This window comes from Sporomusa sp. KB1, from assembly GCF_007830295.1.
Lineage (GTDB): Bacteria > Bacillota > Negativicutes > Sporomusales > Sporomusaceae > Sporomusa.
Genome location: NZ_VLKC01000002.1, coordinates 713,595 through 735,233 on the forward strand (window position 1 = coordinate 713,595; position 21,639 = coordinate 735,233).

17 protein-coding genes and 2 riboswitches are annotated in these 21,639 nt (G+C 47.6%); all 17 genes read right to left on the bottom strand.

Translation table 11 applies throughout. The features are described from left to right. Window positions 1-54 precede the first annotated feature (54 nt). Complete coding sequence (locus SALPA_RS07090) at window positions 55-819, bottom strand: ABC transporter ATP-binding protein (protein WP_145091559.1); 765 nt, start codon at window positions 817-819, stop codon at window positions 55-57. Beyond that, window positions 812-1,750: an ABC transporter ATP-binding protein gene (locus SALPA_RS07095; RefSeq protein WP_145091562.1), complete on the bottom strand. Its 939-nt coding sequence runs from the start codon at window positions 1,748-1,750 to the stop codon at window positions 812-814. The genes SALPA_RS07090 and SALPA_RS07095 overlap by 8 nt, the downstream gene beginning before the upstream one ends. Window positions 1,751-1,765: 15 nt before the next feature. Beyond that, entirely contained in the window at window positions 1,766-2,602 is an 837-nt protein-coding gene (locus tag SALPA_RS07100) for an ABC transporter permease (protein WP_145091565.1), read from the bottom strand. Continuing rightward, a complete protein-coding gene (locus tag SALPA_RS07105; RefSeq protein WP_145091568.1) occupies window positions 2,602-3,552 on the bottom strand; it encodes an ABC transporter permease in 951 nt (316 codons plus the stop codon). The genes SALPA_RS07100 and SALPA_RS07105 overlap by 1 nt, the downstream gene beginning before the upstream one ends. After that, entirely contained in the window at window positions 3,549-5,138 is a 1,590-nt protein-coding gene (locus SALPA_RS07110; RefSeq protein WP_186450960.1) for an ABC transporter substrate-binding protein, read from the bottom strand. Before SALPA_RS07110 ends, SALPA_RS07105 begins: the two co-directional genes overlap by 4 nt. A 10-nt stretch (window positions 5,139-5,148) precedes the next feature. After that, complete coding sequence (locus tag SALPA_RS07115; protein WP_145091574.1) at window positions 5,149-7,368, bottom strand: TonB-dependent siderophore receptor; 2,220 nt, start codon at window positions 7,366-7,368, stop codon at window positions 5,149-5,151. A 368-nt stretch (window positions 7,369-7,736) separates the two neighbouring features. Then, a riboswitch (cobalamin riboswitch) is annotated at window positions 7,737-7,920 on the bottom strand. 660 nt (window positions 7,921-8,580) lie between these two features. After that, on the bottom strand, window positions 8,581-10,212 hold the full coding sequence (locus tag SALPA_RS07120) for a glutamate synthase-related protein (protein ID WP_222427895.1): 1,632 nt from the start codon (window positions 10,210-10,212) through the stop codon (window positions 8,581-8,583). A gap of 184 nt (window positions 10,213-10,396) precedes the next feature. Next, complete coding sequence (locus SALPA_RS07125) at window positions 10,397-10,537, bottom strand: mannonate dehydratase (RefSeq protein WP_255450941.1); 141 nt, start codon at window positions 10,535-10,537, stop codon at window positions 10,397-10,399. Between the two features lie 121 nt (window positions 10,538-10,658). Then, a complete protein-coding gene (locus SALPA_RS07130) occupies window positions 10,659-11,711 on the bottom strand; it encodes a nicotinate-nucleotide--dimethylbenzimidazole phosphoribosyltransferase (RefSeq protein WP_145091583.1) in 1,053 nt (350 codons plus the stop codon). Beyond that, the gene (cobT, locus tag SALPA_RS07135; protein ID WP_145091586.1) at window positions 11,704-12,744 is read right to left on the bottom strand and encodes a nicotinate-nucleotide--dimethylbenzimidazole phosphoribosyltransferase; all 1,041 of its coding nucleotides are present in this window, start codon (window positions 12,742-12,744) and stop codon (window positions 11,704-11,706) included. The genes SALPA_RS07130 and cobT overlap by 8 nt, the downstream gene beginning before the upstream one ends. A gap of 78 nt (window positions 12,745-12,822) precedes the next feature. Then, window positions 12,823-13,006: riboswitch (cobalamin riboswitch) on the bottom strand. 57 nt (window positions 13,007-13,063) lie between these two features. After that, window positions 13,064-14,437: an esterase-like activity of phytase family protein gene (locus tag SALPA_RS07140; protein ID WP_186450961.1), complete on the bottom strand. Its 1,374-nt coding sequence runs from the start codon at window positions 14,435-14,437 to the stop codon at window positions 13,064-13,066. A gap of 344 nt (window positions 14,438-14,781) precedes the next feature. Then, window positions 14,782-15,951, bottom strand: a complete 1,170-nt coding sequence (locus tag SALPA_RS07145; protein WP_145091591.1) for an ABC transporter substrate-binding protein — start codon at window positions 15,949-15,951, stop codon at window positions 14,782-14,784. Between the two features lie 433 nt (window positions 15,952-16,384). After that, the gene (locus tag SALPA_RS07150; RefSeq protein WP_145091594.1) at window positions 16,385-17,332 is read right to left on the bottom strand and encodes a tripartite tricarboxylate transporter substrate binding protein; all 948 of its coding nucleotides are present in this window, start codon (window positions 17,330-17,332) and stop codon (window positions 16,385-16,387) included. Window positions 17,333-17,516: 184 nt separating this feature from the next. After that, on the bottom strand, window positions 17,517-18,464 hold the full coding sequence (locus SALPA_RS07155) for a tripartite tricarboxylate transporter substrate binding protein (RefSeq protein WP_145091597.1): 948 nt from the start codon (window positions 18,462-18,464) through the stop codon (window positions 17,517-17,519). A gap of 184 nt (window positions 18,465-18,648) precedes the next feature. Further along, window positions 18,649-19,599, bottom strand: a complete 951-nt coding sequence (locus tag SALPA_RS07160; protein WP_145101794.1) for a tripartite tricarboxylate transporter substrate binding protein — start codon at window positions 19,597-19,599, stop codon at window positions 18,649-18,651. A gap of 85 nt (window positions 19,600-19,684) precedes the next feature. Beyond that, complete coding sequence (locus SALPA_RS07165) at window positions 19,685-21,190, bottom strand: tripartite tricarboxylate transporter permease (RefSeq protein ID WP_145091600.1); 1,506 nt, start codon at window positions 21,188-21,190, stop codon at window positions 19,685-19,687. A 15-nt stretch (window positions 21,191-21,205) separates the two neighbouring features. Next, complete coding sequence (locus SALPA_RS07170) at window positions 21,206-21,637, bottom strand: tripartite tricarboxylate transporter TctB family protein (RefSeq protein ID WP_145091602.1); 432 nt, start codon at window positions 21,635-21,637, stop codon at window positions 21,206-21,208. Window positions 21,638-21,639 lie beyond the last annotated feature (2 nt).

The window sequence follows — 21,639 nt, forward strand, 5'->3', positions numbered from 1 at the left end:
TCTGGAACTCAAAGGAACCATTTCGCGTACATAATTAAAACAGAAACAGGTTCTTCAAAAATTCACAAAGGCATCCAAAAGTTTTTTTGTGTATTCTTCTCCGGGCCGTCGATATAAATCCTCAGTTGACTGCTGTTCAATAATTCTGCCTTGGAACATTATGGCAATCTCATCACTACAAGCCTTAATTAAATCAAGATCATGCGATATGAACAAATACGCTATCTCAGATTTTCTTTGCGCCAGCCTCAGCACCTCAATGATCTGCGCCTGCACCGACACATCCAGCATGGAGGTAGGTTCGTCCAGCACCAGGAATTTAGGCTGTAACGACAACGCGCGGGCGATACAAACCCGCTGCAATTGACCGCCGCTTAACTGATGCGGCCGCCGGGCCAATAGCTCCGTACTTAACCCGACGAATTGCAGCCATAGTTCGATCTGTTCCGCAATGTCCTTTTGCCTGCTCTGTCCATGAAGCCGGTAAGGTTCCGCCATGCTTTCGGCAATGGTAAACCGGGGATTTAGTGAAGTTTCAGGATTTTGAAACAGGATCTGCATCTCTTTACGCAATTTTTTCATTTGCCGTGCCGTAAAATTGCTTATATCTCTGCCATCAAACACAATTCTGCCTGTATCGCAAGGTATAAGCTTCAAAGCAAGGCGTCCCAAGGTTGATTTGCCTGATCCGCTCATCCCGATCAAACCCAGCGTTTTTCCGGCTTTCACCGAAAATGAAGCGTTATCCACCGCCAGTGTCCGGGTCCGCCGCCACAAGCCGGTTCCGAAGGTCTTTGTTATGTTAAAAACTTCAATCATACTGCCAACACCTCACCTGCCGTCCATAGACATTCCGCAAAGGCGGTTCCTGTGAGCAGAGCTTTGTTCGCTGCCGGCAGCGGGGTCCGAATTTGCAGCCCGCCGGCAGGTCAATCAGGCTGGGGGGCATACCTGGCAGCGGCATTAACGCCTTGTGCGGCTGCGCGTTGATCAGGCCCCGGGTATAGGGATGCAAGGGTCCAGCGAACAGTTCCCCCGCCGGACCTTGTTCCACCACAGTGCCCGCATACAGGACGAATATGGTATCACATAAACGCTCGGCCAGCCGCAAATCATGGGTAATCAGAAGAATACCAAGGTTTGAGGTCTCACGCAGCGTCTGAAACAGTTGAAATACCTGCCGGCGCAGTACAGCGTCCAAACCCTTGGTCGGTTCATCGGCAATCAGCCACTCCGGCTCCAGCGCGTTGCCCATAGCGCAAAGCAGGCGCTGACGCTGACCGCCGCTTAATTGAAAGGAATAGCGGTCAAAACCGATTTGCGACTCGGGTAAAGCATACCGGCGCAATTGTTCGAGGGCCCGCAGGTGAGCCTCAGCCGGGCTTGCCTTAGCATGACAGGTGAACATTTCACTGAGCTGTGCGCCAACCGTCATACTCGGATTTAACGCGGTATCCGGGTTTTGCGGCACAAAAGCGATCGTTTTGCCCCGGAGAGCATTCATTTCCGGCTCCGGCAACTGCAATAAATCCCGGTTTTTATATAGAATACTGCCCGACACAATGCGGTTCTCCGGCAGCAGTCCCAAAACAGACAGACCCAGGACGGATTTGCCGCTGCCGGTTTCACCGACGATTCCGCTGATTTGCCCACCAGGAAAAATCGCGTCAATCCGGTTCGCCGCCTTTACGGTTCCGGCCTTGGTAGTAAAAGAAACCGTAAGCTGCTTTAAAACGATATGATTATCCACTCTGGCCCGTCCTTTCTACCAATCTTGTTTCTGAGTGCTCCGCCTGATACTGAACCGGTCGCGCAGCGCATCACCGACCAGTTGGATACTGCCGCATAACGCCAGAATACATAGACCGGGAGCGATCAAAAGCTGGGGATAGCTGCGGAAATAGACTTTGGCATCCTGAATCATCACGCCCCAGTCCGCTTGCGGCGGCTGCATACCGAGCCCCAGGAAGCTCAGCGAAGCCACGGACAACACTACTGTGCCGACCCGGACGGTAAACAGAATGATTAAGGAGTTAAATAAATTAGGCAGGATATACCGCCGCAAAATATACGCGTCGCTGCCACCCAGGCTGCGGATTCCTTCAATATAGCTTTCTTCCTTGATTTTCAAAACTTCGCCGCGCACAATCCGGGAAAAACCGGCCCATGAGGTCAGCGTAACCGCTAGCAGCAGACTGGCGCTGCCCGGTCCCAGGCTACCGGCAATTGCGATCATCAGGCTCATCCCCGGCAGTCCCTGAAAGATATTGACCAACAGTTGCAGCATCAGGTCGGTGACTCCGCCAAAATAACCGCCGATAATACCAAGCGAAACACCCAGCAAAGTCGTGCACAAGGCTGCCAGCACAGCAAAGCCGATCGAAACCTGCGCTCCATACAGGAGGCGGCTAAGCACATCCCGTCCCAATGCGTCCGTACCCAGCCAATGCCTGACCGAGCAGGGCTCCAGCGTCTCGTCCGGCATAACCCGGTTCGGATCATACGGCGCGATGACCGGCGCCAACACAGCTGAGGCCACCAGCAACAGCAAAATAACTGCTGCTAACCTATATACAATAGAAGCTTTATTTATGGCTGCCACTATTTTCCTCCCAGCCTGATTCGCGGATTCAGTCCCAGATAAACCAGGTCAACCAGCAAATTAAACACGACAAAAACGCAGCCGGTAAACAGAACATAACCCTGGATGACCGGATAGTCCCGCCCTCTGATTGCTTCCAGCACATAACTGCCCAAGCCCGGCAGCGAATAAATGGACTCGATGACAGCAGAACCGCCAAGGACGCCCCCGAAATAATTTCCCAGCAAAGTGACGACCGGGATCAGTGCGTTTGGCAGCCCGTGCCGCCAGATGATCCGGGAACCCGGTAACCCCTTTGCTTTTGCGGCAAAGATAAAATTCTGCTCCAATACTTCCAGCAGAGTGGCCCGCTGCAAACGCATCAGAGCACCGGTCGTTCCCGCCGCCAGGGTAATGGCTGGCAAGATAAGCTGGGAAACACTGCCATAGCCGCTGGAGGGCAGCAACTGCAGGGTTTCCGCAAAAAGCCAGATCATCAGGATCGACAGCCAAAAAGACGGTAGCGAGGTCCCTGCTAAAGCTGCCGCCCGCAGTATAAAATCGCTGCCGGTATTTTTTTTCCACGCCATAAGCACCCCCAGCGGGATGCCTGCAAGCATGACCAGTAACAGTGAAATTCCAGCCAGCGTGACGGTTACCGGCAAACGCAGCAGTAATTCCTCCAAAACCGGCTGCCGCGTTATATAGGATATCCCCAGGTTTCCCTGCAGCACTTGCCCCAGCCAGGCCAAATACTGCAAGATATACGGACGGTCCAGGCCCAGCTCATGGCGTTTGGCAGCGATTTCCTGCGCGCCGGGAGTGGAAATGCCGTCCATACTGAGCAGCAGGACGGCAGGATCGCTGGGTGAAATAACCCCCAGCAGAAATGCCGCCGCCGATATACCCAGCCAGACCGGAAGCACCAGGGCCAGCTTCTTCACAATATAAAACCAAACGCTATTCCTCATTGTTTCCACCCTACTTTATCCAGAGTTACGCCATATAGGAGTGGCTGATAGTTTTCCAGCTTCTTATTGTATACGGCCAGATTGATATCATCAAACAGCGGAATGCAGGGCGGATCTTGTCTGGCTATAGCCTGCAAACGATCATAAATTTTTTCCCGCTCCTCCGCTCCGGTTGCCAGGTCCAGTTCAGCGAGCAGCCGGTCTGCCTCCTCGTTTTTATACCCCAGCCTGTATTGAACATTCGCGCTGCCTGTGCTGTTCATATAATTTTGAAACAGACTGGCGGGTTCAAGGTTAGGCAGTCCCTGCGTGCCAAGAATAAGATCAAACCGGCCGGCTGCCCTGGCATCCTGGATTGTCGCCCAATCCATAACGACGATGCGGGCATTCAGCCCAAGTTCTTTCAGTTCGGCCTGGATGAATTCGGCGATTTCTTTGTAGGGATAACGGTCGATTCCATACTGTGGCACCAAGAAGAGGAGTTCGGCGGTTTTATCCTGCAAAACTGCCTTGGCCGCTTCTTTCGCCCTGGTCGCATTTCGTTCCGGTATTTCCGCACGGCTGAACGGCGAAGCTCCATTCAGAAAATTACTAGTGGGTATGGCGTAACCGTGGAAGAAATTTTTAACCAATACTTCCCGGTTCACCATCAGACTGATCGCCTGCCGTAAACGCGGATCATTCAAGGGCGCTTTTTCACCGTTGCAGAACAAATAATGTGTAATGGAGGATCGTTTCGTCGCCACGGCAAATTGCTGATCTTTCAGCAGTTCGCTGGTCAACGCCGGCGTCAGTGATCCGATATCCAGGACCCCCATAATTTCTCCTGCCTTTAAGGCCGAATAGCGGGTTTCAGCAACCGGTATATTCCGGACCCGAATTGTTTTTGCTTTGGCTTTGCTGCCGTAGTACGTCTCATTGCGCTCCAGCAGGGTATATTGTTTGGTGACATGACCGATCATTTTAAATGGACCTGTACCGGCTACCGTAGTAATGAAGTCGCCGGTACGAGCGTCGAAACAGGGCGGACTGAACATGGCACTGCCAAAATTCGTCATACTGTATAATAAGGTCGGAAACGGACGGTCAAAGGTCAGTTGGACGGTATATTCGTCCGTCGCTTCCACCCGCCGTAAATGAGGATAAATTTTGTGGATATCAAACAAGTAGAAACTGGACGTCCGGGGTGATATCACGCGGTAGCGTTCGAAATTTTGTACTACGGCCGCCGCGTTAAACAGTGTGCCGTCATGAAACGTTGCGCCTTCCGTCAGTTTAAAAGTCCACTCTGTATAATCTGCGGAATGCTCCCACCCCTTAGCCAGCTTAGGCGCGGGCCGACCGTCTTCGCCAACCCCCACCAACGGTTCCCATACCTCCAGGATAAGGCTGGTATAATAAGGATCTTTACTGCCCGGTGTCAGATCCCTCGCCGCGGCCAGCACAATTTCCCGGTCAAGGCTGAAAGATTGCGTCGGCTGGCGGGAACAACCGGGGAAAAAAAACAGCCCGAATAGTGCCAGAAGACAGGCCCCCTTTACCAAAAGACGGCCTCTTTCCCTATAGCTTTCCCTGCTTCTTGCCACTGGCCCCCCCTTACAGGTCGACCTGCGCCGACAAAACAACCGTGCGGGGCGTGGATACGTACAACTGGTCGCCGCGGGCTACCTGCCAATAATCCTTGTCCGTCAGATTGTAGCACATCAGGCTGAATACGGCAGGTACGCTGTCAATTTTTGTTTTGTATTTCAGACCAAGGTCAAAGGTCGTGTAGCCGGGAACCGCAAGTTTTTGATAATTAATCGTCGATTCGCCGGTATACCGAACCCGTCCGACCATACTAAATCGACTGTCAGCCTGATATTCCACAGCGGCGACAGCGTTCCATTTGGCCCGTCCGCTGACGTCATAACCGTCATACTGGCCGCCTTTTGTTTTTTCCTGGGTGGCAATCAGCCGTGTGATACCTCCCATTAGCGTCCATTTGTCGCCCAGGCTGCCGCTGGCCGCCAACTCCACGCCTTTATGCCGTTCCCGGCCGTCCTGGATCAAATAGTATTTAGAACTACTTGTATCAGCAACTTCAATATTATTTGCCTGTTCAATATCAAAGAGACTGAGTGTCGTAAGAACACCGGCATGTTCATATTTAATCCCAATTTCATCTTGCTTGGCCTTGGCGGGCGCTAAAATATCACCGGCATTTACATAGCTGCTGCCTACGACAGTACCTTTGTTAAAGTTTTCTGAGTGGCTGGCATATAAGGAAATATTAGTTGCCGGTTTATATACAATGCCATAGGTCGGACAAAAAGCATTACTGTCAACACTGGCAGTTTTGGTTCCGGTTTTCGCCGTATAAGAATCCACAGTGGCAAAATGCTTGTGTGCCCCCAGCAGGACCTCCCATTTCTGATATTCGATATTGTCGGCCAGCGACCAACCCCAGAAACGCTGTTTTTCCGTCAGTCCGGTCGAGTAATCGGTGTTCGGCAGAAGCGTTTGAGTTATGCCGCTATAAAGATTGCCTGTACCGATGAGGTCATTTACCGTAACTTTGGCGGATTCACGGTTGCGCCAGGATTTGTCGACAGCCAGCGTCACATTGTGTGTGACCGCGCCACCGGCGATTTTCCCCTGAGTCCCCAGTTGGGCATAATAGGTATTCATCGGCGTGCCGCCGTTGGTAACGTACAGGTCATAATCGCCTGCGTTGTTCTTAACCGTAAAAGCGCTGTTGGTGGCACTCACATTTTTCGTCAGGGTATTGCGGTTGAGACCGCCGTTAAAGAACACTTTCCAGTCTTTACTGACCTTCTGCTCGTGGTTCAGCGCGAAGATCCAGCCGCGGGACGCTTTGACCATGCCGTCGAAGCCGTAATCGTCGCTGGCATCAGGCGTGCTCGGCAGACTGGTGACGGAACTGCCGAATTTGAACCAGCGCTGGCCGCCTTGAATCTCAAGCTCCCGGTAGCCGGTTAATATATTGGTCGTACTGTTCTCATCCCGGTGGTCAATATTGGCGAAAATTCCCCGCGCCTTTATATTTTCACCGTGAATCGAGGTTTCGCCGTTTACCATTTCAGTGTTGATACGTACGCCCCAGGCGTTGTTCCGGCCAAACCGACGGGCGATGTCCATATATTCGCCGAATGAGCCATAACCGGAAAAAGTCTGCGTATAGCGCGTCAGCGGCTGTTCCGGCGCTTTTTTAGATACAAAATTGACCAGACCGCCGGCGGTATCGGATTCATATTGTGCCCCCGTGCCGCTTATTCCGCTGTTCGGTCCGGAGATTAAATCAATATGGTCGATCATAAAGGTAGGCGCATTGAATTGCGTAAACATACCCGGTATGCCGTTCACATAGGAACTCGTTCCGTTGGCACGAAATCCCCGGAAAGTAAAATCATTGTGCAGCGCACTGCCTGACGCCTGAATCGAGGGACTGTTGGACAGGATGCTGTCAAGCGGCTGGCTGGCCGCGCCGAAGGTTTCGATGGTTTTACTGGTCAGCGTAGTTTGCGTAAACGGCGTATCCATAACATTTTTCTCACCTAAAAAACCCACGCTGCCATTTTGGCCGACAAAGCCGGTATCGGAATCCTCTTTCTTATCTTTCTTGCCTTCAACGACAACTTTCTCCAGTTTGTATGCAGGAGAATCTGATTTTGCCGCCGGTTCTGAAGTTTCCGCCGCATCCGCCGCCGCTTCTTCCGCATATGCGTAGGTGGAATTAAAGCCCAAAGCGACCGCACAGGCGATTGCCGCTGCCAGCAAATTTCTTTTGTTTTTTCTAGTAAATTTTCTCTCCATAGCGCCACCTCAAAATAGTAATAAATTTATCATTGCTCATGGCCAGTGAACTCGTTTCAGCATAGCTGAAACATTGGGGATTCAGGTGGAGAGTCTACTCCACCTGAATTAACGCCGCCTGTAGAGGCGGGAGCCTTGACTCGCGTACTAAGATAAAAATCTCTGGAAAGCTATTCATACTTTCCAGTCAGCACTGCCATCCCTCCCTGTTAATTTGGTGAATAGCAAAACAAAATCTCCTGTCCGGAGGACAGGAGATTTTGAAAGCGGTAAAGTTATTCTTATCAAAAATCCCGGCACTATCTACGCCGGGAAAAATAAGGCACAACTCAGGTGCGCAAATCCCCTCCCCATCGCTCGTGGGTAAAAACGGTGATTGACAGACAGGCAGTTCTCCTGGCTCTAGTTCATTGCTTATCCAAGCCTTCCCAAGAATACATATCTCAGTGGCATACCTCGGATTCGCTCCCTATTACAGTGGCGGGACCGCGCCGGCATCACACCGGTCTTCCCTATTAAGCCCTTGCGGGCACCTATCTCAACACGATTCAATTGTTTTCAGTTGTTTTATTAATAATATCATTTTTTGCCATAGCATGTCAATTTTTGCCGGGACGCTATTGCTACGTATTTATAATTTTTTACGTAATTTTTTACATATAAATTAAAATAAAATATTGCATATGCAATCAATAAACGGGTATAATAAAGGCAAAGGTTAGTTAGCTCCTAACCTTTGCTGCGGAGAAAATACGCCGTAGGTAAAAATGAATTAGTTTAGATCGATTAGATAATCCGTTGCACCGGGTTATCTATTTTTCTTTTCTATTCCAAATTGCGTTAATCAGTATTTCTAAAAGCCAAGGAAGTTTGAACGAAAACTTTACTTGAATGCTTTTTAGATTCATCATAACGCCCCCCTTCTGTGACGGTATCTTAAAGATACCTACGGCACAATTCTCCACGCCTTCACAGAAGTAGGCAAGTAATTTACCCTAGCGGCAGGCTATAGTCAATATGCTAACCCTATAACCTGTCCGCAATTAATATTATACCATATTTTGGTTAATTAAGTTTAAATTTTTGTCCGGTGATAACATTTACCACCGTTTCACCAGCACCAAATACTAACCGCATTTCGGTAAGCTCTTCGTCTGAGAATCTATCCTGAAAACTTTTGAGGCTCCCCTTGGTATGGCTGTTTATGATTAATTATGAATTAAGAATGCTATAGGCATTTTCGTTCTGGATATCGGTGATAAACGGAATTTTAGTTTCTCTTTCGGTTTCCCGGTTGCCAGAGTAGATGTCTGTCCTGGCGATCTCAGGCATGGAGAATTTACGGGCGCCGGCCATCAATTGCTGCAGTCCGGCGTTAAGTTTATCAGCACAAGTCCACATAGCAATTGCGCCATAAGGAATGTTCTTCATTTCGTCTTTGCCAACTTTTTTCTGTACGTCATGATAACCTGCAAAGATTTCTTGCGGTGACGATCCATATTCTTTGAAGCTGGCCGGCAAGGAATCCCAGTTGCCGTTAACAGCGACTTTTCTTTCAGGGTGTAAAACTCCTTCAATATTGGAGCCTAAGAAACCGGGTATCATAATAGCTCTACCCATACAGATTAACTTGACGAAAGGAGCACCAAGCGCAAGTGCTTTAAACATATGGTCCTCTCTGGCAAGTCCGCCGCCAAAAGCAAGGTCAACCACCTTGTTTCCCTTGTTGGCAAGTACCGTAGCATATTCGTAAGCTTTACTATGTAACAATACGGAAGGCACACCCCATGCTTCCATCATGTTCCAGGGGCTCATGCCTGTGCCACCACCAGAACCGTCAACTGTCAGCAAATCCAATTTGGCATCTGTCGCAAACTTAATCGCCATCGCCAATGCTTCCATACCATAGGAACCTGTTTTTAACGAAATTCTCTTATAGCCGAGGCTTCTCAAATATTGAACATTGCTCAAGAAATCTTCTCTAACTTGGTCGGCTGAAGACAGGGTAGTGTAGCCAAGTCTGCTATGGCGGGCAAATGACTTGATAGCGCCATGTTTATAAGCTTCTTGAACCTCAGGTACGGTCGGGTCAGGATCGACAATATAGCCTCTATTCTTCAAGAAGATAGCATAGTCAAGGTCTATAACCTGAATCTCCCCACCGATATCTTTGGCGCCTTGGCCCCATTTGAGTTCAATTACAACTTTATCACCATATTTATTGATGATATATTCAGCAACACCATTTCTAGTATCTTCAACATTCATTTGCACAATGATGGCTCCATAGCCGTCATAGTAGTTTAAGTAGCAGGCAATCCGCCGGTCAAGCTCAGGCGCTTCGGTTATTTTGCCATTGTCAATGACCGAAGCCTTATCAACACCAACTACATTCTCACCAACAACAATAGGAATCCCTACAAGTGCAGCGCCGATAGCAAATGATTCCCAATACTTTGCGGCGATAAACGTTGAACCAAGAGCACCTGTCATCAGAGGCATTCTGGACTTAGTTTTTATTTCATTGCCAAATTCGCACTCGGTACTGACATTCGGAAATATACAATCGTCTTGTGAGTTTGATAGGCCATTTGGCAAACCTTGAGCACCATAGTTATACCCTTGAACACGTAAAGAGTTGTAAGACACGCCTATATGAGTGGTATTGCCGCTCCCTGCAGTTATAGTGCCGAAGTCACGAGGATATAGCAACTTCCTGCCCCTAATACTTGACAGCCAAGTTTCACATTTGCCGTGACAATCTGCCCTGCATAATGTGCACAAGCCTGATTCAGCAGGATTACCCCGATTTATCGTTCCTAATACATCGTTATCTTTTCTCACTTCCATCCTCTCCTTAAGCAAATTTTGTAACTATTGTATAATATACACATACTTTTAATCTCTGTCTAGTACACTTTTGCGATGTATTTTGTATACTTTTCCATAAACAGGATCTATTGGGAAATTTAAAAGACGACATATAATGCCGCCTAACCTCAGCAACAACAAGTAAACAAGCGGCTGCTCACCTACCTGATGAACAGCCGCCGAAAATTATGTCTTTGGTTCCTCTGTCAATGGCATCCCACAGGCCATATAAATAGACTGCACCCAGTGCCCGGTCATAAAGACCATAGCCTGGCATACCTGCTTCATCCCCAATCATCCTGCCGCGATCACGCACGGGGCCGGTAAAGCCCGCTTCATAGAAAGCCTGGCGGCATACATAGCAAGCGATGAATCATCGGCCTTGTGGGCGGGAATTCATATGCTTTAGTCATAGCTTGCTAATCTTTTACATCCTTGCTTTGCCGCAAAGCACCTGGTCCGTCCTGCGCCACAGCGACTTCGGCCTCACCAAAGGTTTTCATGTCATTTAGCATATGAAGCGTTGCGTTAATTATTGACATCCCGAGTGCTGCACCTGTCCCCTCTCCCAGATTCATTTTAAGTTGGAGATAGGCCGGTACACCAAGCAATGCCAAGGCTGTCTCATGGGCTGGCTCGGCAGCAACGTGCGAGCCTATCAAATAGGGCTTAACGTCTGGAACCAGGTTTATAGCAATCAAGGCGGCAGCACTTGTGGCTAAACCATCTAACACCACGGCCGCCCGCCCGGCCGCAGCCCCCAGAATAACGCCTACTAACCCGGCGATAGCTAAACCACCTACCTTAGTCAGAATATCCAATGGATCAGTCGCATTCGGGCGGTTGACAGCGATAGCTGTATTGACAAGTTCTTCCTCCCGTCCGGCTAAGCCGGGTAGTGGCCGATCATGGTAGCAGGCGACAATCGCCATACCGGCAGCCAGACCGCCCAGCCCCATTTCACCCAATCCGATCACCTGGCAGCCGCGCGCAATCTCTGCTTGTGCTATTCTTATTCCCACTTCTATGGCTTGTATCGCTTGTTCGCGGATCATAGCCGGACCTTCGGCACTATTGCGGCTGCCATAAGCCAGCTTTTTCTGGCATACTGCCGGAGATTGCGGCAGGTCGGCAGCAACACCAATATCCACCATAATTAGCTTGGCCTGAACATGGGCGGCAAACACCTGAATCGGCGCCTGCCCCTGGCAGAAGCCGGCCAGTCGAGCTGCTGTTGTCAGCTGCTGTTGGCCGGCTGCGACTGCTACGCCATTATCAGCGGCCATGATAATGATGCTTTTTTCCAACGACCGTGGCCGGGGATTCCCGCTAATTCCTGCCAGCTTACAGGCAATGTGTTCAAATGAATACAGACTGTTTAACGGCTTGGTCAGATTATCGACTCGCCGCTGACACCGTTCCATCGCTATAGTATCCAGTGGTTTTATGGCTGCAATTAGTTCTTCAAGCATTGGCTTTGCCTCCCCTGTTATTTAGCAGCTCAATGGCTACATAGAGCATATCGACAACCATAGAAGCCCCGATACCCTCCCCCAGTCTGACTCCCAGCTCCAGGCAAGCTTCTAACTGAAGCTGACGCAACGCAATAATGTGAGCTGGTTCACCGGACAGGTGCGACGCAAACATATACTCTTTGCTCAGGGGATGAATGGCATTAGCGATTAAAGCCGCCGCTGTCGTGTTAAGCCCATCAATGACGACAGCACAGCGGTTGGCGGCTGAACCAAGGATTACGCCTGCTAACGCACCTAGTTCAAATCCACCCACTTTGGCTAGAACATCTAATCCATCTTGAGGATTCGGTTTATTCACCGCCAAGGCCCGACCGACAATGTCCATCTTGGTTTTAAGCCGGCTGTCTGATATCCCCGTGCCCCGCCCGGTAACTTTCTCCGGAGCGAGACCAGTGAATGCCCCAACAATGGTTGCGCTGGACGTTGTATTTCCAATGCCCATTTCCCCCAGACAAAAGCAGCGATTGCCATGCTTCACCCGGTCATTAACAATATCAATGCCTGTTTCCACCGCTTGAATGGCCTGCTCACGCGTCATTGCCGGGCCTTCGGTAAAATCCTGTGTGCCATAGGCAATCTTGCGATGCCACAGTCCCGGAACATAAGACAGATCACCAGCCACGCCCATATCAACCACAACCATATCAGCCCCGCAGAAATTGGCAAAGGCATTGGCACTCGCACCTTGGGAGATAAGATAATTGGCTGTCATATGAATGGTTGTTTCTACCGGATAGGCACTCACCACTCGTCTGGCCACGCCATGGTCAGCTGAAGCCACCACCATACAAGGCTTAGGCAGCGCCGGATTCAGCTCGCCTGTTATCCCTGCATACTGCTCAACCATATCTTCCAATCGTCCCAGACTGCCTGCTGACTGTAACACACCTGCCAGTCTAGCCTTTACCTGATCTCTAACTACTGTATCCGGCATCATAATTTTCGCTACTGTTGCTTGCAGTAAACTCATAATAACCTCCATTATTTCTCTGATTCAAAAACAAAAGGCTTTTTTGGTTAAGCCCAAAAAAGCCTTCTTGTCCATGAAGGATGGTTTGCGGTATAAGGCAGGTCTCCTGGCTCCCAGTTCATTAACTCTTACGCCTTCCCCTTGACGAGTGGCCGTGTAAGATCTCCCTGGTACAGTGGTGGGCCCGCGCCTATGTATAGTCTCCCCATACTCAGACTTCCCTATTCTCCCCCTAGGGGGCACCTTATCCGTAAAATATGTGTAATTTTATGGTCATTATAACAGACGGCCTTGCTACCGTCAATGGTGAAATCCAGTTTTACTGCAGGGGTTCCGGAAGTTCAATTGTCCACAGGTACTGATATCTCTCAACCTGGCTATTGGAGACAATAGTAACTTTGGGTGCTGCCGGTACGCCCTTGTGGGTAAATGTTTTATCAGCATTTAGCGTATAATCGCCAATTCCAGCTTCAGGATTGGCACTGTCGTCAACCTCAATGGCCATGCCAAAATCGTTATCATTTGTCACCACAATAGTTTTCCTGTCAGGCAACAGCGTTATTCCCTCAGCCTTTTCCGTTTCCCAGCCTAACGCCCGCAAATCAACAAGCAACCTTTTAGTGGCAAATGTAATGCCTGCAAGACCGGCCTGATCGGAAATGAATTCAGGCTCAACACCATTAACTGTTACGCCGGAAAGGTCGGTAGCAGCCTGAGTATCCACAAGGTAGACCAGATTGCGCATCTTCTTGTCTTTTCCCATAGCTTGTTCGATCAGCAGCAGCTTATTATTAGAAACAGCAAAAATGTCGCCAATTTTGGCATCCTTGGGTGATTTGTAGCTGCCAACATCAATCGGATAGGCATACATCCTGGTCTTGCCTGACACAGGGTCAAGCTCGACAAGGCGGGTAAACTGCGCTTTTTTTGCTGTCTTGCCGTCAATATCCAGCGTACTCTGGACGGCGGCAAATACATGCCCATTAGGAGCTATTGCTATACCTTCAAAGCCCCGGTTAGGTATTCTATACTTCAATACTTCCGGCAAACCCGCACCTGGCGCATATTTGCGGAGCAATTTTCCCTCACGGTTAAACTGAGCAATAAAGGGTCCATACTCATCACAAACCCAAAAATTCCCCTTGGCATCAACCGCTATCCCTTCGGTGTCAAGACCATTGCTGTCATAGCCCAGATTAGTTAACTTCTCATCAAGGGCAATTTCGTTCGTTGAACCTATACTGCCTGGTTTAATGGGCAATCCGGTTATGGGTTTGCCTGTTTCATCTTTCAGGCCAATTGTTTTGATTATTTCCACCTTGCCTGCCTTTAACCGAGCCAAAGCTATCTGCGGCTGAAAAGACGGCGATGGAAAAAATTTGCTTGTTGTCACCTTATTGCCTGCCTGATATTCAGGACCATCGCCATTAGGTCCCCGGTCAGTTATCATATAAAACTCAATAGAGCCGTCTTTGTTAACAGACTTGACGGCAATTCCTGAACCAAACCCGGTTCTAAAGCCCTTGGGAAACTCCTGTTTGCTGCTTCCCTGATAATTAACGTAAAACTTTTCCGGTACAGCAACCGTATACCGGTTTACCTTCATAGCTTCTTCAGCCCAGGCATTGCCAGCTGAAAGAGCAGATAAACCTACACTTGCAGCAATAGCGACGGCGATTAATTGACGTTTCATGAATCCCCCTCCACATTTCAATTGTATTTCTATATTATGGCAATTTTTCCTGCTGGATGTGTTAACATTCTGTAAACAAATCATTAATTTTGTCCTTAGGATAAAAAAAAACCGCTAACGTGGTCCGTCTCCGGGCGTAAACAGTACGGAGGCACAGGCGGCGTTATGCATAAGCGGAGGTTATGCGCCAGCGGCGAAGCGTTGTATGACGACCGCCTGTGCCGGGTTTTCTACTTGACGCCCCTTGTTTTATAAGGTCCGCGATTCCCAAAACTTATACTTTCTTATTCAAAAAAATAAGCAGCCACTCTAACTAAGTGACTGCTTATTATGTGATTAACCGTTTACGGTTTTACAGTAGCTTTAAACATTTGCTTGCCATCTTTCATCTCAATGATGACGGCATTTTTTACAGCATCATGGGTGGCATTTAAGGTGGTCGAGCCAGTTACGGTCATAAAATCCTTAGTTGCAGCTAATGCTTCGCGAATTTTAGCCGGCTCAGTGCTATTGGCACGTTTAATGGCATCAATTAACACATTAGCGGCATCATAACCAAGTACTGCCAAGGCGTCAGGTGCTTGGCCATACTCTTTTTTGTAAGCCTCAACAAAGGCTTTTGATTCAGCGCTGGTATCATCCACAGAGTAATGATTCGTAAAATAGGTATTATCTAATGCTGCCGGAGTACCGATTTCTACTAATTTCGGTGAATCCCAGCCGTCGCCGCCAACCAGGGGAACAGTAATTCCCATTTCGCGAGCTTGTTTAACAATTTTACCTACTTCTTCATAGTATCCCGGTACATACAGAATGTCAGCATTGAGTGCTTTGACCTTGGTCAAAATGGTTTTGAAGTCCTGATCTTTTTGCAGATAGGCTTCTTCGGCAAGTATTGTACCGCCGCCTTTTGTAAAGGCATCCTTGAAGAAGGCAGCTAAACCTTTGCTATAATCACTGCTGTTATCAACTAAGATTACAGCCTTTTTGAGTTGTAAGGTATTAAGTACAAAGTTAGCACCAACAGTGCCCTGGAAGGGATCAATGAAACATACACGGAAGGTATAGTCTTTTACTTTATTGGTTTTTTCATCAACAGTTACCTTGGGGTTGGTGGCACCTACTGCCAGAAAAGGAATTTTGCTTGCTTCAGCTACACTGGAAGCAGCAATGGCATTTGAACTGGCAAACATACCGGTAATAGCGACAACTTTATCTTGGGTTGCGAGTTTGGTCATCGCATTGGCAGCTTCTGATGGCTCACTTTTGTTATCAGCAACAATCGCTTTAATCTGTTTGCCAAGTACACCGCCTTTGGCATTGGCTTCTTTAATCGCCATCTTGGCGCCATTAGCTGACGAAGTGCCCATGGTGGCATTACCACCAGTCATTTCATTTAAAACACCGATTTTGATTTCATTAGATGATGACATACCGCCACAGCCAGCCAAAACACCGGTAATTAGCAGTATTGCTGTTAGCACAGCTACCATTTTTACACTTGACCTACTCATTTTGTAAATTTCTCCCCTCTTTTTTTGGCCACAATACCCTGGCATCTACAATCCCTCGCATAAAGTGAGCCTGATAACGGCACTCTCCAACGAATGGTTTCAGGCTTAAGAAAAGTTGGCCTTCCAAATACCATATAAAGTATCCTGTCTGAATACTTTTATAGTATTTTTTTAATCTTGTTTACTATAGTTCTACATTATATTACATCCACCAAGCTTTTTCAAGATAATTAGTGATAGCTATCACTAATTATCTTGATTATTTTCACCGTTTGTCCATTCCGTAAATACGTCAGCATCATTTGTCTTCTCTACGTGTTATCTGCTGATATTCTGTCCCATTGCAACTCTAGCATTTTCCATCTGGACAAAAAAATAACTGTGCCCACCCTTTCGTCTTTGGGATGGGCACCTACTGAATAAGTAAGCGATATTAATTTTTCTGAGACGCAATAAGTTCTGCAATTCCAGTCTCTTTTACTATTTTCGTTAATTTTGCATTATCAGCTATCCATCTTTCACTAAATTCCTCAGGCCCCAGATACTGGACTGACATTCCCAGTTCCTCCATACTCTTTTTGAAGTCAGGATCATTGATCATTTTCCCTAACCCTGCTGTCAGCCTGGCCTTTTCCGCTTCCGGTATACCTTTGGGAGCGGCGATTCCATTCCAAAAACTGAAAGCGACATTGATTCCCTGTTCTTTAAAGGTTGGAACATTCTCAAAGCCTGGGAGTGTCAATCTATTTTCCTCTGCAAGCCCCAGTATTTTGATCGTCCCACTTTTTACGTGTTCTTTTAAAGACACTGGATTAGATACACTAATAAGCTGCACATGTCCACCTAAGAGAGCTGCAAGAACTTCCGAATCGCCTCGGAAAGGCACTTGTTTGATAATAATACCAGCTTCTTTAGCAAACATTTCCCCCGTAATATGTACTGCGGTACCTAACCCAGAATGACCAAACTTGATTTCACCGGGATGTTGCTTAGCATAACTTACTAATTCACTCAGATTTTTCCATGGTTTGTCAGTAAGAGAGGCCACTAGTACTGGTGAAGATACAATTTTAACCAAGGGTTCCAATGCAGTGGGATAATGATATCTTGTCTGCCCATAAATTGGTTGCAATATCACGCTTACCCCAATAACACCAATTGTATAGCCATCGGGGTTTGCACTGGCAAGTTCATTCATGGCGATGGTGGTTGCACCACCAGGCATATTGACTACCACCAGCGGCTGCCCCAAATGCTTCTGGGCTGACTTTTCCAGCGCCCTTGCTATAATGTCTGAGCTTCCACCGGCAGCAAACGGCACAATCACCGTAATGGGTTTTACCGGATATTTTTCAGAAACCGTACTCTCTTTTGCTCCCATATTACAGCCCCCCATAATAATTGCCATACTTAAGAAGATCGCCAACAGGGCAAAGAACCTCTTGTTTCTTATCACTATATCCCCCCATTCTACATTTATATTATGTTGCTCTGCCTTCTTTCAGTAAACCAGATACCAATGTTAAAAAAGAAGGGATGGGCACCTACTGAATAAGTAAGCGATATTAGTTTTTCTGAGACGCAATAAGTTCTGCAATTCCGGTCTCTTTTACTATTTTCGTTAGTTTTATATTATCGGCTATCCATCTTTCACTAAATTCCTCAGGCCCCAGATACTGGACTGACATTCCCAGTTCCTCCATATTTTTCTTGAATTCAGGATCATTGATCATTTCCCTTAGCCCGGCTGTAAGCCTGGCCTTTTCCGCTGCCGGCATGCCTTTGGGGGCTGCAATTCCGTTCCAAAAGTTAAAAGCAACATTGATTCCCTGTTCCTTGAAGGTTGGCACATTCTCAAAGCCTGGGAGGGTTAATCTGTTCTCCTCTGCAACCCCCAGTATTCTAATAGTACCGCTTTTTACGTGTTCTTTTAAGGGCGCAACATTATACGCTCCCATAAGCTGCACATGCCCGCCCAAGAGAGCCGCAAGAACTTCCGATTCGCCCCGGAAAGGCACTTGTTTGATAGTAATACCAGCTTCTTTGGCAAACATTTCTTCCGTTATATGTACTGACGTACCCAGCCCTGAATGTCCAATCTTGATTTCACCAGGATGCTGTTTGGCATAGCTAACTAATTCACTCAAATTTTTCCATGGTTTTTCGGCAAGAGTGACCACTACCGCGGGTGAAGATACAACATTAACTAACGGTTCCAAGGCAGTAGGATAATGGTATCTTGTCTGCCCATAAAGTGGTTGCAATATTACGCTCGTAGCAACAACTCCAATTGTATAGCCATCAGGTTTGGCGGCAGCAAGTTCATTCATGCCGATGGTGGCTCCGCCACCAGGCATATTGACTACTACCAGCGGCTGACCCAGATGCTTCTGGGCTGACTTTTCCAGTATCCGGGCTATCATGTCGGAACCTCCACCGGCGACATACGGCACAATTACCGTAATGGGTTTTTCCGGATATTTCTCAGAAACCATACTCTCTTTTGCTCCCATATTACATCCCCCCATAATAATCGTCATACTTACGAAGATCGCCAACAGGACAAAGAACCTCTTGTTTCTTATCACTATACCCCCCCATTCTACATTTTTATTTTTTTGCTCTGCCTTCTTTCGGTAAACCAGATACCGATGTAAAAAAAGAAGGGATGGGCACTACTGAATAAGTCAAGCGATATTAGTTTTTCTGAGACGCAATAAGTTCTGCAATTCCGGTCTCTTTTACTATTTTCGTTAGTTTTATATTATCGGCTATCCATCTGTCACCAAAATCCTCAGGGCCCAGATAATAGACTGACATTCCCATTTTTTCCATATTCTCTTTGAAGTCAGGGTCATTGATCATTTCCCTTAGCCCTGATATCAATCTGGCCTTTTCGGCTAGCGGCATACCTTTTGGAGCAGCGATTCCCGTCCAAAAGTTAAAAGCTACATCTATTCCCTGTTCCTTGAAGGTTGGCACATCCTCAAAGCCAGGAATGGTTATTCTATTTTCCTCTGCAACCCCCAGTATTCTGATAGTACCGCTTTTTACATGTTCTTTTATGACTGCTGGATTATATACTCCAATAAGCTGCACATGCCCGCCCAAGAGAGCCGCCAAAGATTCTGATTCACCACCCCGGAAAGGAACTTGTTTGATCGTAATACCGGCTTCTCTGGCAAACGTTTCTCCCGTAACATGTGTTGACGTACCCAACCCTCCATGTCCAAACTTGATTTCACCAGGATGCTGTTTGGCATAGCTAACTAATTCACTCAAGTTTTTCCATGGTTTTTCGGCAAGCGTGGCCACTACCACGGGTGAAGATACAACATTAACTAACGGTTCCAAAGCAGTAGGATAATGGTATCTTGTCTGCCCAATAAGTGGTTGCAATATTGCGCTTGTGGCAACAACTCCAATTGTATAGCCATCAGGTTTGGCACCGGCAAGTTCATTCATGCCGATGGTGGCTCCGCCACCAGGCATATTGACTACTACCAGCGGCTGCCCCAGCTGCTTCTGGGCTGACTTTTCCAGTGTCCTTGCCAGCATGTCTAAGCTTGAACCGGCGGCAAACGGCACAATTATTGTAATTGGTTTACTAGGATATGTCTCAGAAACCATACTCTCTTTTGCTCCCATATTACATCCCCCCATCATAATTGCCATACTTAAAAGGATTACCAGACTAAGAAAACCCTTGTTATTATTCACTATACCCCCCCATTCAACATTTATATTTTTTGCTCTGCTTTCTTTCGATAAACCAGATACCGATGTTAAAAAGCAGCAAAGCAATACCGAGCCAAAGAATGGTACCTGAAATTGGGCGTACAAGGAAAAACCAGATATCACCATCACCAATAATCAGGCTCTGGGCTAACCCGTTTTCCAGGATAGGTCCCAACATGAGTCCAAGAGCCAGCGGCGCCGGTTCGTAGCCTGTTTGTTTCATAAAAAAACCAAGGATACCAAAGGCAGTTAGTAGTCCGAGGTCGAAAAGACTATTATTAATGGAATAAGCACCTGTCAGCGTAATGATCAAAACAATCGGCATAAGAATTCTTGTCGGGGTTTTTAGAAGATAGGCAAACAGCCCCACCAGCGGCAAATTCACGATCAACAATATCACATTGCCAATATACATGCTGGCAATAAGTCCCCAAAACAAATCCGGATTTTGCGTCATTAAGGTCGGGCCTGGCATAATCCCATGAATCATAAAACCACTCAGCAAAATGGCGGCAGAGGGAGAAAACGGCAAGCCCAAGGATAATAACGGAATCATGGTTGCCGAAGCTGCTGCGTTATTAGCCGATTCCGGTCCGGCAACCCCTTCAATGGCCCCCTGGCCGAATTCTTCCGGTCGATTACTTTGTTTCTTTTCTACCGCATAGGAGGCAAAGGTTGAGATAGTGGCTGCCGGCCCGGGAATTAAGCCCACTAAAAAGCCAATCACCCCGCCGCGAAAAATGGGTCCCAGCGAACGCCGCCATTCTTCCTTGCTGGGATACAACTCACGAAACCGCACAGATTGTATCTTACTGTTAGCCTCAGACTGAACCAAAGTATGCAGTATCTCAGCAACCCCGAATAATCCCATCACCACAATGGAAAATTCCATGCCGCGCTGTAATTCATCAATGCCAAAGGTAAACCGGTTAATACCGGTCAAGCTGTCTAAGCCTACTGTCCCCAGCATAACCCCTATTGTCACCATCAAGCCTGATTTGAGCATCGAAGTACCTGTTAATCTCATAAGAATTAACAACCCGAACACGGCAATCGCAAAATACTCCGGCGGTCCAAAGGTTACGGCAAACCTGGACAAAATCGGTGCAAAGAAAGTTAATCCAACAAGACCCATTGTGCCAGCAATCAAAGAACCAATGGCCGCAATCGCCAGTGCCGCTCCGGCCCGTCCTTTTTTAGCCATAGCATAGCCGTCAATACACGTGACTACGGAAGAGGCTTCACCGGGAACATTTAACAGAATCGACGTCGTAGAACAACCATACATGGAGCCATAGTAAATCCCCGCAAACATAATAAGTGCAGTGGTGACATCCATTGTAAAGCTAAAAGGGAGCAATAAGGCCATTGTCCCTACCGGCCCGATGCCGGGCAAGACCCCCACCAGTGTTCCGATAAGCACACCGATTGTACAAGCCAGCAGGTTTGCCGCTGACATACTCACATAAAAACCATTTACAAGCATAGCTAAAATTTCCATAGTATCCACTCCAGCCTACGGCAAATTAGATCCTAACAACTCTGAAAAAATAAAATAAAAGCTTACAGCAATTCCTGCCGAAAAGAAACACGGATAAACCCAGCCTGCCGTTTCGGTCACCTTTAGCAAATAGAACAGACTAATAAAGGTAGCTGCCCTATAACCAAGAAAATGGAAAAGAATTAGATAAACAAGTATGCCGATAATTAGAAAAATCAGCTTTCTCCCACTGCGGTCAGCGTTGGCATTTCCTGTTTCCTTACACCCCTTCTGAAACAATGCGCTTATTGTGAGAACAAGCGCTAACAGGATGGCAATACTGCCTGCTATTACCGGCATAAAGCCAGCTTTCGGCGCCATAAAACTACCGAAAGACAAAGAAAAGGCATCATAGGTATAGGTAACACTCAGAACTAAAAAGAAAATAGCGATTAGCTTTTCTGTCATTT

Excerpts from the sequence above, each read along its gene's own strand:
- SALPA_RS07125 (WP_255450941.1), bottom strand. The coding sequence starts at position 10,537 with ATGATTGGGGATGAAGCAGGTATGCCAGGCTATGGTCTTTATGACCGG.
- SALPA_RS07105 (WP_145091568.1), bottom strand. The coding sequence starts at position 3,552 with ATGAGGAATAGCGTTTGGTTTTATATTGTGAAGAAGCTGGCCCTGGTG.
- SALPA_RS07165 (WP_145091600.1), bottom strand. The coding sequence starts at position 21,190 with ATGGAAATTTTAGCTATGCTTGTAAATGGTTTTTATGTGAGTATGTCA.
- SALPA_RS07155 (WP_145091597.1), bottom strand. The coding sequence starts at position 18,464 with ATGGGAGCAAAAGAGAGTATGGTTTCTGAGAAATATCCGGAAAAACCC.
- cobT (WP_145091586.1), bottom strand. The coding sequence starts at position 12,744 with ATGAGTTTACTGCAAGCAACAGTAGCGAAAATTATGATGCCGGATACA.
- SALPA_RS07115 (WP_145091574.1), bottom strand. The coding sequence starts at position 7,368 with ATGGAGAGAAAATTTACTAGAAAAAACAAAAGAAATTTGCTGGCAGCG.
- SALPA_RS07145 (WP_145091591.1), bottom strand. The coding sequence starts at position 15,951 with ATGAGTAGGTCAAGTGTAAAAATGGTAGCTGTGCTAACAGCAATACTG.
- SALPA_RS07130 (WP_145091583.1), bottom strand. The coding sequence starts at position 11,711 with ATGCTTGAAGAACTAATTGCAGCCATAAAACCACTGGATACTATAGCG.
- SALPA_RS07170 (WP_145091602.1), bottom strand. The coding sequence starts at position 21,637 with ATGACAGAAAAGCTAATCGCTATTTTCTTTTTAGTTCTGAGTGTTACC.
- SALPA_RS07140 (WP_186450961.1), bottom strand. The coding sequence starts at position 14,437 with ATGAAACGTCAATTAATCGCCGTCGCTATTGCTGCAAGTGTAGGTTTA.
- SALPA_RS07090 (WP_145091559.1), bottom strand. The coding sequence starts at position 819 with ATGATTGAAGTTTTTAACATAACAAAGACCTTCGGAACCGGCTTGTGG.
- SALPA_RS07160 (WP_145101794.1), bottom strand. The coding sequence starts at position 19,599 with ATGGGAGCAAAAGAGAGTATGGTTTCTGAGACATATCCTAGTAAACCA.
- SALPA_RS07150 (WP_145091594.1), bottom strand. The coding sequence starts at position 17,332 with ATGGGAGCAAAAGAGAGTACGGTTTCTGAAAAATATCCGGTAAAACCC.